The organism is Viridibacillus sp. KH_047 (assembly GCF_057838945.1).
The window spans coordinates 2,500,754-2,517,055 of record NZ_CM174479.1; the positions used below are offsets into that span (position 1 = coordinate 2,500,754).

General features: G+C 34.7%; 16 protein-coding genes and 2 pseudogenes. 2 read left to right on the plus strand and 16 right to left on the minus strand.

The features are described from left to right. Positions 1-36 precede the first annotated feature (36 nt). The 6 genes and pseudogenes from AC3IS5_RS12370 to AC3IS5_RS12395 all read right to left on the minus strand — a co-directional run. Positions 37-458 (minus strand): annotated as a pseudogene (locus tag AC3IS5_RS12370) (CoA transferase); the annotation flags it as partial. A gap of 3 nt (positions 459-461) precedes the next feature. After that, positions 462-671, minus strand: a complete 210-nt coding sequence (locus AC3IS5_RS12375) for a CoA transferase (protein WP_489424685.1) — start codon at positions 669-671, stop codon at positions 462-464. Between the two features lie 356 nt (positions 672-1,027). Then, positions 1,028-1,204: pseudogene (locus tag AC3IS5_RS12380) on the minus strand (DNA-binding response regulator); the annotation flags it as partial. Positions 1,205-1,251: 47 nt separating this feature from the next. Beyond that, positions 1,252-1,716: a 2-thiouracil desulfurase family protein gene (locus tag AC3IS5_RS12385; protein ID WP_489424686.1), complete on the minus strand. Its 465-nt coding sequence runs from the start codon at positions 1,714-1,716 to the stop codon at positions 1,252-1,254. 36 nt (positions 1,717-1,752) lie between these two features. Then, complete coding sequence (locus AC3IS5_RS12390) at positions 1,753-2,238, minus strand: HIT family protein (protein ID WP_489424687.1); 486 nt, start codon at positions 2,236-2,238, stop codon at positions 1,753-1,755. 215 nt (positions 2,239-2,453) lie between these two features. Continuing rightward, complete coding sequence (locus tag AC3IS5_RS12395; RefSeq protein ID WP_489424688.1) at positions 2,454-3,878, minus strand: aminotransferase-like domain-containing protein; 1,425 nt, start codon at positions 3,876-3,878, stop codon at positions 2,454-2,456. A 107-nt stretch (positions 3,879-3,985) separates the two neighbouring features. Between AC3IS5_RS12395 and AC3IS5_RS12400 the strand changes: the two genes are divergently transcribed. Next, positions 3,986-4,594, plus strand: a complete 609-nt coding sequence (locus tag AC3IS5_RS12400) for a LysE/ArgO family amino acid transporter (protein ID WP_489424689.1) — start codon at positions 3,986-3,988, stop codon at positions 4,592-4,594. Between the two features lie 229 nt (positions 4,595-4,823). Next, positions 4,824-6,152 (plus strand): MFS transporter, encoded by a 1,329-nt coding sequence (locus tag AC3IS5_RS12405; RefSeq protein WP_489424690.1) that lies wholly within the window; start codon positions 4,824-4,826, stop codon positions 6,150-6,152. Between the two features lie 453 nt (positions 6,153-6,605). On the opposite strand, the gene AC3IS5_RS12410 is transcribed toward AC3IS5_RS12405, so the two are convergent. From AC3IS5_RS12410 to AC3IS5_RS12455, 10 genes are all read right to left on the minus strand, one after another. Next, the gene (locus AC3IS5_RS12410; protein WP_489424691.1) at positions 6,606-7,904 is read right to left on the minus strand and encodes a TRAP transporter large permease; all 1,299 of its coding nucleotides are present in this window, start codon (positions 7,902-7,904) and stop codon (positions 6,606-6,608) included. 31 nt (positions 7,905-7,935) lie between these two features. Beyond that, positions 7,936-8,460, minus strand: a complete 525-nt coding sequence (locus AC3IS5_RS12415) for a TRAP transporter small permease (protein WP_489424692.1) — start codon at positions 8,458-8,460, stop codon at positions 7,936-7,938. 14 nt (positions 8,461-8,474) lie between these two features. Further along, positions 8,475-9,560, minus strand: coding sequence for a TRAP transporter substrate-binding protein DctP (gene dctP, locus AC3IS5_RS12420; RefSeq protein WP_489424693.1), 1,086 nt, complete (start codon positions 9,558-9,560; stop codon positions 8,475-8,477). Continuing rightward, complete coding sequence (locus AC3IS5_RS12425) at positions 9,557-10,543, minus strand: fumarylacetoacetate hydrolase family protein (RefSeq protein ID WP_489424694.1); 987 nt, start codon at positions 10,541-10,543, stop codon at positions 9,557-9,559. The genes dctP and AC3IS5_RS12425 overlap by 4 nt, the downstream gene beginning before the upstream one ends. A gap of 2 nt (positions 10,544-10,545) precedes the next feature. Continuing rightward, positions 10,546-11,343: a cyclase family protein gene (locus tag AC3IS5_RS12430; protein ID WP_489424695.1), complete on the minus strand. Its 798-nt coding sequence runs from the start codon at positions 11,341-11,343 to the stop codon at positions 10,546-10,548. Between the two features lie 14 nt (positions 11,344-11,357). Beyond that, entirely contained in the window at positions 11,358-12,155 is a 798-nt protein-coding gene (locus AC3IS5_RS12435) for a TrmB family transcriptional regulator (protein WP_489424696.1), read from the minus strand. Between the two features lie 740 nt (positions 12,156-12,895). Then, on the minus strand, positions 12,896-13,447 hold the full coding sequence (locus AC3IS5_RS12440; protein ID WP_489424697.1) for a hypothetical protein: 552 nt from the start codon (positions 13,445-13,447) through the stop codon (positions 12,896-12,898). Between the two features lie 172 nt (positions 13,448-13,619). Continuing rightward, positions 13,620-13,778 (minus strand): hypothetical protein, encoded by a 159-nt coding sequence (locus AC3IS5_RS12445; RefSeq protein ID WP_489424698.1) that lies wholly within the window; start codon positions 13,776-13,778, stop codon positions 13,620-13,622. 181 nt (positions 13,779-13,959) lie between these two features. Further along, positions 13,960-14,484, minus strand: coding sequence for a YusW family protein (locus AC3IS5_RS12450; RefSeq protein WP_489424699.1), 525 nt, complete (start codon positions 14,482-14,484; stop codon positions 13,960-13,962). Positions 14,485-14,629: 145 nt separating this feature from the next. Continuing rightward, complete coding sequence (locus tag AC3IS5_RS12455) at positions 14,630-16,099, minus strand: UDP-N-acetylmuramoyl-L-alanyl-D-glutamate--2,6-diaminopimelate ligase (protein WP_489424700.1); 1,470 nt, start codon at positions 16,097-16,099, stop codon at positions 14,630-14,632. Positions 16,100-16,302 lie beyond the last annotated feature (203 nt).

The window sequence follows — 16,302 nt, forward strand, 5'->3', positions numbered from 1 at the left end:
AAAAGTAACTCATCTTAACCTATGATTTCCTCCCCCTTAAAAAACCCCTTTTTCTTTCCATTCCGTAATTTGTTCTTGACTGTAACCTAATTCCATAATCACATTAATTGTATCTTCCCCAAGCTTCCGACCGACATGCTTATAGCTCGGCTTTCCTAACGAGAACTTAATCGGGTGGGCGATTTGTGACTGTGAAGTTCCATCCGCCTTAGTCACTTCCACCACCATTTCCCTTGCCTTGATTTGCGGATGTTCACACGCTTCAGAAAAAGGCAAGACCGGCTCAACACATGCCTGAAACTCTTGGAAAATCGGCAACCATTCAACATAGGTTTTGCTAAGGAAAGACTTCCGAAGCGTTTCTGTAAATAAAAGGATATCATCCGGTTCATTACTCATCCCCACCGAAATCAGCTCTGGTTGGCCAATCGCTTCACACAACTGTTTTCTAAACGGAGGCTCTACGCTACCAACAGAAAAATAGCGTCCGTCTTTTGTTTCAAAGTAATCATAGAAACTTCCTCCATTTTTAAATCGAGTGCTAAGGAACGTTTGGAACGGTTCAGAAAACTATGTGTTGATGATTCTTTGCCTCCAAGAGACCTGATTAAATCAGGCCTAGTTGGCGATTCTACACGCAAAACCTCTGCTCCTAAATCCGCAATGGTCATGGTCGCATAGGGACCCGGTAACAATCCCGAAAAGTCCAAAATCTTTACATTTCGCAATAAGTTGATTGTAATCGTCCTCCCACCTAACGATTTTGTCTTAACACTTTAACTTATAGCAATAACCATGCCAAAAAATTAATGCAGGAAATATTCAATGGAAAATCCGGTAATAAATAAATAAAACTAGATACTATGATTAATAGTATCTAGCCTTATTCATCTAAACTTTATTTTTTCGCTTTTGAATTGTTGCAGTGTTTTCTCTTGAAACAGTCCTTTTTTATTTAATTGGATGTACTAGATGTTTAAATTTCGAACATATTAAAAGTGGATATGTACGGATTTCATACAAAACGAACACCATTACCGGTGAATGTATCATCTCTAAATGTCTCCCTTACAAAAGAATATCGACTATCGATTAATCGTTTCGTTCTAGCAAATAAAATAGCCAGACTAAAAGGTTTTGTGACATAATCGTCCTCACCTAACTCAAATCCAAGCAACGTATCATCTGTATCCCCACGAGCAGTCTACAAAATAATAGTTAGCCAGTAATTCTTGATTATATTTATTTTTGTTATACCTCAACCTTAATTTCAGAAAACTGTTCTTCTGAAATAACTTGTAATCCATTTCTTTTGAGTAAAGCAGTCGTAACACCGTTTCCGACAATTTTTTCATTTTCAAATTGCCCATTATAAATCATTGAACTACCACATGATGGGCTGTATTCTTTGAGGACAATCATAGTTGCATTGAGCTCCCGTACTTTTTTAAGCGTAGCAACAGCACCTTTTATGTATAAATCCGTAACATCTCTACCTGATTTTTCAATTACTTTAGCCTTGCCGTCCAGCACATCTTCCCCATTGCCCCCTATTATTTCCGCAGGTTCTCTTGGTGTTGAAAACCCACCTAACAGTTCAGGACATACAGTTACAGCCTTTTCTTCTTCAATTAGTTTATGAATTTTATAATCTAAACTATGTGTACCGTTATATCTTACCTTTAATCCTGCCAAACATGAACTTACTACTATCATCGTTATCACCTCTATATAACATTGAAAATTAAAATGTTACTTATTCAATTCTTCTCTTAGTGCATCTATTCCTTCAATTACTCTTTTTACATTTTCATCATTATTTAATTCGTTCCTTGCATGAAGCAAAACAGGTCTAACTGATTCCACCGAACGACCGAACTCATTCATCCATTCGTAGCGAGGAACCATCCAAGTATGAAAGTGATGGGTAGTATCTTCATTATAAAAGTAATAAATATGTTCTATTCCTAGTACATCTCTTTGTGCTTTTCTAATCTTAGATAACAAATTTATGTAATCAATCTTTTCTTCTTCATTTAATTCATCCAAACATTTAATATGGCGTTTCGATGCTAAAATAACTAACCCCTCTATCGGATATGCAACGTCTTGATGCGCGTGAAAATACTCTGTTTCAACTATTACACCACCATCAATTTCAATTAGCCCACCTGTTATTGCACAACTTAAGCATTCCACCTCAACTGTTTTTCCATTAGATAAAGTGATTTTTTTCATAACTCCTCCTAAAAACATAAATGTATTACAGCTAATAATTAGTTTACAACGAAAAAGGAAGTTATATCCATTGAAAAAGCACCTATTTATTCTCTAATTCTTATAGTTAGTAAAGAATACAATTTGGAGGTTTTTGAAAGGTATTGGCTTGATTGTTTCGTTCGTTTTATTCACTTTGATACTAGCGTATACATTATAGACAGTGTCAATTGACATTAATGTAATCTAATACAAGATAATAATATAACCAGCCCCTCTTGTAATTCAGCCAATGAAGCATATGCATAAGACAAACGTATATGATGCATATCATTAGGGTCATATATGTAGCCAGGATTGATAAGAACCTTTTGCTTTATAAGTTTTAAAAACAATGCTTTATTAACTATAGGCTCATTAAATCTCAGCCAAATATAAAAGCCCCCTTTTGGCTTCTCCCATGTTGCTACTTCTTTAAATTCCTGTTCTAAAATTCTTTCAACAAACGACGCGCGCTGTTGTAATTGTTGGCGCAATTGTCCAAGATGTTGATCATATAAACCAGTCTCTAACCAGTGTGCGACGATTTCTTGTGAAAAAGCACTGGAACCGTAGTCAGTTTGCATTTTAATATCAGCGAGACGATTGATAACCGGTTCAGGCGCGACAACCCAGCCAATTCGGAGTCCTGGACTTAAAGTCTTTGATACACTACCCAAATATAACACTTGTCCTGACTGATCAAATGATTTTAGAGCCGGTACAGATTCCTCAAATAATAATTCTTGATATACATTATCTTCGATGATTGGTATTTGCAACTTACTACAGATATCCAATAATCGATGACGCTCATCCACTGACATTATTTTTCCAGTAGGGTTATGTAATGTTGGTACAGTATAGAAAAGAGATTGTCTTTTTCCTTTTAAAGCTTTTAATGTTTCTTCTAATCGTTCATTGCTTTGTACTGACATCATCTGCATTCCAGCAGATTGAAATGGGTGAACAGAATTTAAATATGAAGGATGCTCTTGAAAAATAATGGATTGCTGTTCAAGTAAACCTACTGAAATTAATTGAAGGGCTTGTAACGCACCAGAAACGATTAAAATGCTTTCAGCAGATGTATGAATACCTTGTTTACCCAAATAATCACTTAATACCGTTCTCAGTCTTTTACTCCCTTTCGGTTCTGAATAACCTATATCACGAGCGTTAAGTGACATGGATTGTAGTGATTCTTCTAGTAAATCGGTTGGCAATAATTGAGGAGATAGTTCTCCAGTACCTAACCGTATCATGGATTCATCTTGTTCATATTCATTGATTAGTTGAATTGTATGGTAATTAGGCTTATGAATACTCGTCTGAATATGCTTTTGCCAATTAGGCTGTGATTTGTTTAGTAGAACATTCCAGCTATTGTTAGCCACAAACGTTCCCCCGCCTCTTTTTGTTTCAAGTAACCCATCGGCCTTTAACTCATCTAATACTTGAATAATCGTACTGCGGTTTACATCCAACATTTCAGCTAACTTTCTTTGAGGTGGTAGCTTCATCCCTATCGTCCATTCACCTTGTTGTATAAGAGAAGTCATCCAATCAACGATTTGGCTATGAAGAGATAGTTGTGAATGTCGTTTAGGTTTCCATTGCAAAATGATCTTCTCCTCTCACATAATTGGTTGGTTTAAAAACCAACCAATTGGATGTTTTCTTTTAGTTGTAACATAGGTAAAGTTGTAATGGAAGGGAGTTTTTTGATATGGAAGCTATATTACATGGGTTTATACTCGCATTTGGACTTATTTTACCTTTAGGTGTACAAAACGTTTTTATTTTCTCGCAAGGTGCTTCGCAACCAAATTTATTGAGGGCGCTACCAGCGACTATTACTGCTTCACTTTGTGATACTTTGCTTATTGTACTTGCGGTGTTTGGCTTATCTGCCATCGTATTGCAATTTGAATGGTTACGCTTAGGGTTAATGAGTGTTGGAATCATTTTTTTACTTTATATGGGGTATTCCATTTGGACTTCTAAACCGGCAACAGTTGAGACAGGAAAAAGCTTAACGATGAAGAAACAAATCATCTTTGCGTTATCGGTGTCACTATTAAATCCACATGCTATTTTAGATACAGTAGGTGTCATTGGGACAAGTGCATTACGATACGCTGGCCTGGAACAAATTATTTTCACCGTAACTTGTATTGCCGTATCATGGTGTTGGTTTTTCGGTCTTACATTAGCTGGAGCAACGATGAAAAAACTTGATAGCTCAGGTACACTAATGAATCTTTTCAATAAATGCTCAAGTATCTTTATATGGTGTACTGCACTGTTCTTATTTAAAGGGTTATTTTTTAATTGATTGAACTCTATTTTTTCTGAATTATTGATTAATTACTCTTTCACCTATAAACTAGAAGAACACTAGAGGGATTAAATAACCTTATTCAAAAATAAGAAGCTTTGTATATTGTTAAATCCAAAGAATATCTTATATAGTAGAAGTGTATTGAAAGTAGGAAGCTAAAAAACAAATAAATTCACAACTAATCATGTGAATCAATTTCTATTTATCGAAAGGCGGACTTGTATTGGCAATTGAAGATAACGATTCTAAAGCATTAAAAACCCAAGCTTCATGGTTACAGAGTTATATTGATTCTCCAGAAAAACAGCGACAATTGTATAAGCGAACATTATTCATTATTGTTATGTCACAAATATTTGGTGGTGCTGGCTTAGCTGCGGGTGTAACTGTTGGAGCACTTTTAGTTCAAGATATGCTGGGGACTGATAGTTTTGCAGGATTGCCTGTTGCATTCCTAACTTTAGGTTCAGCAAGTGCAGCACTAATTGTAGGTCGCTTAACTCAACGGTTTGGACGCCGTATGGGTCTCACAACTGGCTTTTTAGCAGGAGGGGTTGGGGCATTAGGGGTAATACTAGCTGCTACTACAAATAACATCATTCTGCTCTTTGCTTCACTACTTATTTATGGTGCAGGTACAGCGACTAACTTACAAGCACGCTATGCAGGAACAGATTTAGCAAATTCTACTCAGCGAGCAACTGCGGTCAGTATAGCCATGGTGTCAACAACATTAGGTGCGGTTGCAGGACCAAATTTAGTAGGCGTAATGGGAAGTGTGGCATTCTCCTTAGGTATTCCTCCATTAGCTGGTCCATTTATTCTTGGGGCAGCGGCCTTCATCCTAGCGGGCTTAGTACTACTGATTTTCCTTCGCCCAGATCCTTTCATCGTGGCAAAAGCAATCGCAGAAGCTAAGGACGCTAATATTAGTAATAATTTAAATACAGATTCTACTACTCAAGCAGCGAATAAGCGAGGCATAATAGTTGGGGCTACAATAATGGTCTTAACACAAGTAGTCATGGTAGCAATAATGACTATGACTCCAGTACATATGGGTCACCATGGTCACGGGTTAAATGCAATAGGTTTGGTAATTGGCTTTCATATTGGATCTATGTATCTCCCCTCTCTCATAACGGGTGTACTTGTAGATAAAATGGGACGTATCACGATGGCCATTGCTGCTGCTGCCACACTGCTAGCAGCTGGTACAGTAGCAGCTCTTGCACCTGGAGATTCGTTGCCGTTCCTAATCCTTGCGCTTGTTTTACTTGGCATGGGTTGGAACTTCGGCTTTATTAGTGGTACAGCGCTTATTGTAGATGCCACTACTATTACTACTCGTGCAAAAACGCAAGGGACAGTAGATGTTTTAATTGCCTTATCTGGAGCATCTGCCGGAGCAATGTCAGGTATCGTCGTAGCAAATTCTAGTTATGCTACACTTTCCTTTGTAGGAAGCACTCTTTCTCTTTTACTGATTCCAGTAGTAGTGTGGTCTCGTAATAAATCGAAAAAACAAGTACTTATCAATTCTGAAGAGTAGATATTTCAAATAGTTAATAAAAATAAATAATTCCTAGAAAAAAGCGAATGGTTTAGTTTACCTATAGTGAAATGATCTATTCGCTTAAATTCTTAGAAAACAAAAATAGCACAATTCATAAAGAATTGTGCTATTTTCCTGTTGGTACTTCTAATATGTTTTAATTACTTTCTAATCTACTATTAAAGAATAAGCGTAATATGCTGTTCCTTTTAAATTGCTATCCCAATTTGTAATATCCTCATAATAATATATTCCGCTTTTTTTCGGTGCTGTTATTTGATTATTTTGCATTTCTATAGAAGTTTTTTTGGTATTATATAAACCTCACACTCATAATCCACCTTTGGAGAGGATTATGAGTGTGAAAGTTGGAATTAAAATGAGGAATTAACTAGAAAACATTCTCGGCTAATATTAAAACTTGCCACATATCTTAACTAGCACTATTCGCTACATTAAATTGGGTAAAAATAAAATTATCTGTGGGAAAAATAAGAATACTATGAGTAGTATAAAGTCAGTAATTATAAAAGGAATTGAACCCTTTAGTATCTCTGAGTACTTACTACCCTTTATTGCTCCTTGAATCATGAAAATACTTAGACCAAATGGAGGTGTTACTAATGAGATTTCTGCCAGAAATACTACAATTACACCAAACCATACAGGATCGAACCCTAATGCAATAACAGTTGGTAATATGATCGGAATTGTTAAAAACATAGCAGATAGCATATCAATAAACATTCCTAAGAAAATATACATTAAGCAGATACCAAACATAATAATCATTGGTGACACATCTAATTCTGATAAGAAACTTGAAACAGCATTAGGAATTTGGGAAATCCCTAAAAAATAGCCAAATAAAAATGATGATACAACAATAAAAAATACAGTTGCTGTTGTTTTAATCGATTCTATTATCGATTTTTTAAAGCCCTCCACAGACATCTTACCAGAGAATATAGTTAATAATAATGCCATTGTCGCTCCAATTGCACCTGCTTCAGTAGGAGTAAAGAAACCTAAATATAACCCTGCCATTATAGCACTAATTAGTAAGCTTATTCCCCATATGCCTTTTAATGAAGATATCTTCTCTCTTATAGAATAGCGTTCTGATTTTGTCGCTAAGTCGGGATTTCTTTTTAAGAGTACATATACGGTTACAATGTAACTAAGTGCAATGATGATACCTGGTACTATCCCCGCAATAAGTAACTTACTTACAGATTGCTCTGCTAAGATTGCATAAATTATCATTAACATACTCGGCGGAATCATTTGAGCTAAAGGACCAGCAGAAGCTACAATTCCATATGCTAAACGTCTATTCACACCTAGTCGTTCCATTTCTGGGATAGTGATTTTAGCTAAGGTAGCAGTGGATGCAGGTCCCGAACCGTTCGCAGCCCCAAAAGCCGCTCCTCCAATAATTGTTGCATAGCAAATCCCACCATGTATACGGTCGAACCACTTATTAATGGAAGTAAACATATCTGTTGCTAAGTTTCCATAGAACACAAAATAACCCATTAAAATAAACAACGGTATTACCGTAAATGTATAATTTGCCACGGTAGAAAAGGGAACCATCCCCATTAATTTCATTGCAGGTTCGAAACCGCTAATAATCCAATATCCTAAAAACCCCACTGTTCCCATGGCTACTGCAACTGGTACACGTAGCATTAGAAGGGCAACTATAATAACTATACCAAGAAACCCGATAGTAATTGAACTCACTGACATCACCCCTTATAAAAAAACGTATCTTTTATTTTTTGATGTCTTCCTCATTTTTGACTAAATCAAGTTGCTTCTTATTTGTAAGTAAATGTATTAAATCAAATAAAAATCGAATACAGATTAAGGTCATTGCTAGAACGATGATTAGTCGCCCCGGCCAAAATGGAACAGACACAATCCCCATCGTTGTTTCACCTAAGGTAAAAGATTCGATAAACTTTAAAACCCCCTGATAAGCGAATATGGCCGTAATAAAGAAACCCATCATACCTATCAATATATCTGTGAGTTTTATCATAGTTTGAGGTAATATCGTATTCATAATATCTACACTTATATGTTCTTTTTCATCCTGAACGTAGGCTATACCTAATAAAGATACACCTACCATTAACTGTGCTGAGATTTCAAAAATACCTGGAATACTATATCCGACGAATTTACGCAATAACGATTCAGTAGTAATAATTAGCATTAAAATAATAATAATCAATCCTGCTAAATACACCGACCAAAGTTCAATCTTTTTTTGGATGGCTTCTATTTTACTCATAGATTCGCCTCCTTTTATTTAGCTCCATTTTCTTGAAATTCTTTATCATATTGATCTATTAGTTCTAAGAAGCGTTTTAAAATTTTATCTGCTGGTTTACCAGAACGATCTGGACTACTAACCCAATCTTTCCAAACTGTCTCTTCTGCAATTGACTTCATTTTTTCAATATCAGCTGTCGAAGCTTCATTAATCTTTACACCGGAATCCTTATACTTTTGGATGGCTTCAGCTTCACTCTTCACCTGATAAATATTATGAAAAGCTGCGGCATTTTCAATTGAAGCTTTTTTAAAAATCTCTTGTAAATCAACTGGTAATTTATCGAACTTTGCTTTGTTCATACCGAATATACCGCCTTGACTACCGATAGGAATTGTCCATACACTTTTAGCAATTTCATGAATACCATAAGTCGCAGATGATGTATAACCTAGGAAACCGCCTTCAACTGCTCCACGTTCCATCGCTTCAAAACTTTCAGGCATTGTAATTCCAACAGAAACCGCACCGACTGCCTTAGCAAAAAGCGCCTGACCTCCAGCTGCAATTACTTTCATATTTTTTAAGTCGTCAAAACTATTTACATCGTGTTTAGAAAAAATATGATATGAAGGTAATGCCCATGTGCCTAATACGGAAATCCCTCTATTTTCAAATTCCCCTCTTAACTCTGGAAATTCATTATATAAGTCTAATAATGCTCGTGTCCCAGTCCATTGATCCTTCCATAATGCAGGTATTGACTCAAGGGTACTTAATGGGTTGTTAGCAGGTGTATAACTTGGTGCTATTAAAGCTACATCAGCAATACCTGCGCCAACCGCATCCGCCGCATCCGCTGGCTTCACTAAAGCATCACTATAATAACGCTCAAACTTAATTCTTCCATCTGATTTTTCCTCTATAGAATCTAATAATGCATCGAAGCCTTGTGATAAAGCAGCTTTTTGAGGAGCTTGAACTGTCGATTTAAAAACAAATTGCTGTGAAGAAGAATTGGATTTCTTATCATTTGTTTCTTTATCTTTTCCACAAGCTACTAGTGATAGGAATATTAGAGTAAGTAACATAAAAAAACTAAAATGTTTTAATTTCATACTACTTCCCCCTTACTTTTCACAACAATTTTATTTTTAAGTACACCCAAATTCCCTACCTCTAATTCAATTTCATCGCCGTCATTCAAAAACTTCCCAAGTTCTAATCCACAGCCATAGCCAACTGTTCCTGAACCCAAAATATCTCCTGGTACAAGCAGTTCAGATTGCGATACATATGAAATAATCTCTTCAAATGTCCTATACATTGTACTTGTATGTCCATCACTCCAGATTTCGCCGTTAACCTTTGCTGTCATTCTCATATTGTAAACATCTTCAATTTCATCTGGTGTCACAATATAAGGTCCCATACTTGTACAAAAATCTTTTCCCTTTGCTGGACCTAACCTACCTTCCATTTCCCGAAGCTGTGTATCACGTGCGCTAAAATCGTTATATATTAAGTATCCAGCAATATAATTTGATGCTTCCTCAATAGAAATGTTTTCTCCACGTTTTCCAATTACACAGGCAAATTCTAATTCATAATCCATCACTTTCGAATATGCTGGCCATTCACAAGTTTGATTCGTACCTATAATAGTTGATGCTACTGACTTGTAATAGATTGGCCTTTCATACCAAACTTCTGGAATATTTCCCCCTAAAGAATTCCGGTAATGCTCTTCAAAAGAGAGAAAATCACGAATGGTAGGCGGATTTTTTATAGGAGCCTGTATTTCTATTTCTTCGAAAGAGTAATTAAATTTTTCAATATTATCATTTGAATTTGTTTGTGCATATGTAACTGCAGCCTTGGCTGCATCTAGTGATAATGAACCTCCTTCCAAAAATAATGTCATATCATTAGGTATGAATACATTTGTAACTATAGGAATTCTATTAGCATCCACTTCTCCCTGTGATCTTAATAGTGCACGATGACAAGCTGCTAAGTCTATAATTCCGCCATTTTCAACAGCACCAAGTCTATCTACAATGGGATAACTATTTTTCACTGTAAAAGAACATAATTTCATAGTTAATTTCCCTCCATATTATTGTCATCTAAAATTGCGATTGGTCTTACCCACCCGGCACTTGCTTTATAAATAGAAATCGGAACACAAATAACTTTAAAACCAAATGGAGGTAACTGATCTAAATTAGCCATTTTTTCGATTTGACAATATTCTTTTGTCATGCCTACACGATGAGCTTCCCAAATAACATCCGGATCATTTGTCTCAGCAAAGTTTTCTTTGATTTTTTCAAAAGGCACATCGAATCCCATAGCATCTGTACCGATGATTTTAATCCCTTGATTTATTAAAAAATGTGTTGCTTCTGCACTCATACCTGGAAACTCGCTATAATATTCTGGCGTACCTAATTTTTTATCAGCATCAAACCTTAAAAAAACTATATCTCCAGCTTTTAATTGGTAATCTATTTCTTTTAAATACTGTTTAATTTCAGCTGTACTGACCGTTTCTCCTGATTTCTTATGTGAAAAGTTAAAAACTACACCATCTCCAAAAAACCACTCAAGAGGTAGTTGATCAATCGTTTTAGCAGGCTCACCATTTGTAGTAGGATAGTAATGATAAGGAGCATCTAAGTGTGTACCAGAATGTGTCGTCAAAGTTATACTCTCTGTTGCCCAACCGTTTCCTTCTGGCAAATCTTCCTCTTTACATCCAAAAACTTCAGTGATTTGTGGAACGGTTACTTTATGGTCAAAATAATTAACAGATGCTGTTAATTGTCGTTTGTAGTCTTCAACAATCTCTCCTGGCTCTGGATTTTTAATAGTTACAGATAAATCAACGATTCTCATATACTTATCCCCCTCTAAATATCTAATAATTTTTCAAACCCTGGACCATACTTTACTTTTGATTCTTCGAAAAATTCCTTTAATACTCGGTTTACATAAATATCATGTCGGATGTAGTTGATCGATGTTTGAATTAATGCTTTATTAATGGACACAATTGCTGAGACATTATTATCACTCAAGTTGCAAGTAATTGTACGGTTCTCATCTATAACAATAATTAACTCATTAGCATGCCGTTCATTACTCTTATTAGTATATAAATGATTGATACTCGTCCATGGAATGTTCAACTGATGGTTATCAAAGATTATACTGACGATTTTGATTTCCTTTTTATATGCGCCCAATAATTCTTTATGGAAATGATTGATATGTTCTGTCCAGCCACAAAAATAAATTGTTTGCTCTGCTTCATTTACCTGTTTTCTAATAAAATCCATTACAACTTGAAAATCTTTCATCTGATATAGTTCTAATTGATTGTTTAAATTATTTTTTCTATTCGTAATTACAGGAAGTTCACTTTCCAAATATTCTATATTTTCATTTATTTCTATTTTGTATTTCTGAAGTACTTGATGATATGAAGTTGGTTTATACAACGTTTTAGGAACAGACTTAGTCTCACCATATACGATATATACAAAGCCTTTTTCAACCATATTTACTAAGCAACTATATACTTTCGGACCTGGAACACCTGAAGAAAGCGCTATCATGTTTCCGTTTAACGGGTTATTTTCTAATAATGCTAAATAAATTTTTGCTTCATATTCTGTAAAACCTAAGTTCTTGAGGTTTTCTATCATTTTATTAATTTCTAATTCAACCACCTCCTTTGCACATGATATGACTACCTAGGTAGTCACATGCACAATCTTTATGAATATTTTTCTATTGAAAGAAATAATTTCAACGCATGAACAAGTTAAATGAATACGAACTTTATTTGACTAAACTATTTTAAAAGAATAGAAATTTACAGAGTCCGAAAAAACCACAATATATGGAAGTTTACAATCGAAAAAGAAACCAAAATACTGGATGCCTAATGGAGTAATGAAGTAATGATTTTTACAATTATCATACTTCTTTTGCACATTTGCTCAAAAACACTCAACATTCTTAATTAACACCGCCCAAAACAAAAAGAGAGGAATTCTTTAATAAGAATTCCTCTCTTTTCTTATGGATATTATATATTTATTTCATTAAGATAATCAGATTCAACAATACTTTTTAATCTACTGCTCATTTTTTAATTCTTGCCTTTACTTAATTGTACATAGTCATTCAAAAATTCATAATCGACTTTATCATATTCTCCTGTATTAACAACATTTCATATATCGTCGTCCATCTTTCTTCACTTTAAGCTTCTCACCAAACGTCGCTGTCTTTTAATCGTGGCTCACTACGATAAATGTCTAGCTTTCAGTTAACTTTAGTCCACCTGCTGCTGCCAACTTTACAATAATTACGATAAAAAATACAAATAATAAAATTGCAAAAATCGTTATTTTTTTCGTATCACCCTAGAGAGATTGATTTAATCAGGGTTAGTTCTAGCAAATATCTTAATCCAAAGCAATATCCCTACAAATACCGAAAACACCAAGACTCCAAATGTAAAACCATTAAAAAAAATTGCATTTGTATATATGTTGATTACTGATCCGTATTCTCCTTTAAACGGGTGGTTCGGTGTATTTTCTAGTTGCTTCAAAGCACTATTCATAAAAGTTGCTCCGCAAATTAATCCGACAACTAACACGCTTAAACCACCTAGTAAATATTTATTTACTTTTGACAACGATTTAAGAATAAAGTCCTTATATATTATATCAACCCATGTCCAAAGAAAAATCAAGAGCAATGGAAGCCAAAAAGGGTAGACTATAATAGCAGGATTTCCATTACCAGACATCCCTTCCCTATTATTTTTCAATGTTAATATATCTAGTATTATTAAACTAAGTATATTTAAAAACAAGGAGGCGATTATTATTAGAAACTTGATTCCCCCTATTCTTCTTTCCATGTTATGAATTACAAAAAAGATACATACGACCACAAGTATTATATATAAGTAAGGTAACATTATAGATTCCTACTTTCTTCATACTTCAAGAAATTCATTTAAATTTTGCCTTATACAAAAAGAGCTCAATTAGAATGAATTGGCTCTTTTGTTTTCTTATTGCTTGTATAATCCTCAAAAACCGGATATTTGATTTAAATTAGTGGATCACTTAAAAAAGAGCCCTCAACCACTATATCTCCTTATTATCTAACCTCTTCGCAATAGTTCTTAAAATTTCATTTTTCTCTTTTTGTAATTTCACCATGTTCACCGCAAACCAAATAATAAATACAATTGGTAATATATAAAATAATAAAACAGGTAGAATCGCTATACTTGCACTTGCCATTTCTTCACCCCCTTGATTGAGTTTCAATATGTATAATATTTCCTCAAACTATTATACTTGATTCTCTACCTTTTATAACCAATAAATTTGTTATGCATTCAAAATTAAGCTCGGCAATTATTTCTCCATTGAAAAATGCCTCACAAGTACAATACAACTTGAAAGGCATTTCTAATTTAGCTTATTTAGTTTTCTTATATTCCTTCTCTGTTCCATCTGCGAATTTCACGTCAAGTTCAAACGAAGTATAGTTTTTGTCTAAGCCAAAGACAGAAATTACATGATCGATTACTTCATCATTTGGTGTAGTTGCATCAAATTTAAGCTTCTTAAACATAGGCTCTAACTTTGCCGAAGCTTCATCGCCTCTAAGCTTCACTTTATTTCGATCATCATCTAACTCAACTTCCACACCTGTAGTTTCATAATCGTAATCAACTTCATAAGATTCTGTCGGTGAATAATCAACATCTAACGAAAACTCCGCAAAATTATAAGGTAAATTTTTAGTTGTCCCTGCATGTCCATTGTTATTCATATCTTTGTTAGTGTCCGTGTTTGTGTTTGTATCGGTATTCGTATTCTTATCCGTTTCTTCCTGTTTAACAGTCTTGTCAACCGTTTCATTCGTTGTATTGCCAGTACTACAACCGTACAACATACCAAATAGAAGCGGTACTCCTAATGCCATTTTCAAATGTTTCATTTTACACTCTTCCTTTCTGTATTTAACTTCTCGCTTTTTAATATTCCCCATAATAGAAAAAATAAACTTTTTAATAAATATTTTTGATTTAAAAAGATGTTAATCAGTTATCTTTTGAATTCCTTTTATTCATTAGGATTTTCCATTAATGAAGAGTCTCAAATCCTCCATTTGTTGCTTGATCAATTTGTTGAAAAAGGAACTGGACTGTCTCCTTATCAGATGCTGTTGGCAAACGAAATTTTTGTTGATAACCTTCTGCCCCTTTGCCTGTTATACAAACCCAATCTCCCTTATGTGCATGCTCTAATACCTCTTTTATCGCTAGTGTTCGATCCGAAATGACATACCCCCCATCACTTAATGCATAGAGAGCTTGCTCCATTTCTTCATAAGGGACATCATTCAAATCATCTAATGTAAGAATATGAACATCGCTTATCTCTTTGGAAACACTAACCATATCTCGCCTTTTTTCTTTATCCCTGTCTCCTCTAAATCCAAAAATGTGAAATACACGATTGGCGCCTTCTTCTCTTGCCGTTTGAAGACACTGATAAAAAGCATCTGCTGTATGAGCATAATCTATTACAACCGTCGCTCCATTAGGATGTTGTAGCATTTCAAATCTACCGGGAACTCCCGGAAATGCTTCTAAGGCATAAACAACTTTTTGTTGTGGAATACCTATCAATAAAGCAGTTAAAAAAGCCATAGAAGCATTTAGGATATTGTGCTTTCCTAATATATTGATACTTAATTCTAAGCTTTGATTCCCTTTAAAGGAAACTGTTGATACACCTGACTTTAGGTGAACGATTTGTAGGTCATGGTAACTTTTGTCGCCTACTAAAAATACTTGATACCCTTTTGAAGTTAAGTGATCTGCTAGCCTTTTCCCCCAACTGTTCATATGATTAACAATAGCTAACCCATTAGGCTTTAATTGATCAAACAGGCTTGCCTTCACAGAGAAGTAAGCATCCATATCACGATGATAGTCAAGGTGTTCTTTATCTAAATTTGTAAATAAACAATAATCAAATTCCACACCCTCTACTCGATATTGAGAAAGACCGTGTGATGAAACTTCCATTATGATAAATTCATCTTCACTTAAGGAAATTTGCTTTTGAAGTTCTAGTGCATCGGGGGTAGTATTGACAGAGGGTAAGGTTTTTCCATTAACAACATTCTGAACTGTACCAAATAAAGAACAAGATCTTCCGCAGGTTTCCAAAATATACTTAAGCATATAGGTAGTTGTGGTTTTACCATTCGTACCAGTAATTCCAATCACAATCTTATTTCGTGAAGGGTTACCATAAAACTGACACGCCATTTGTGCAAGAGCTAAACGACTGTTTGAGACTCGAACATAAGGTACAATTAAATCTTTCAAGTTTTTCTCTCCAACGACTACACTCGCTCCCGCTTGAATGGCGTCATCTATAAACTGATGACCGTCTACACGGTAACCTGAAATTGCAACAAAAATGTCGTTAGGACGTACTAAAGAAGAATTTGTAGCGATCCCTTCTATATCTACATCAATATCAAGAAGATGTGAATCCACAGCTTTATCTACATGTTCCAAAAGTATGTTTAATTTCATTTACGGCTCACTCCTAGGTTGCAAAACGAGTCATTTAATCCACGCATTTTATTTATGACCTATTGAGAGATATTTATACTAAAAAGGCGCTCTGATAAGTGAGCACCTTTTTACTGAAACTATTAATTTTTTCCCTTATAATAAAATGATAAGTAATAAGAGAACATATAAATTTCACCAAAATTTATATGTGAAAAGCTATG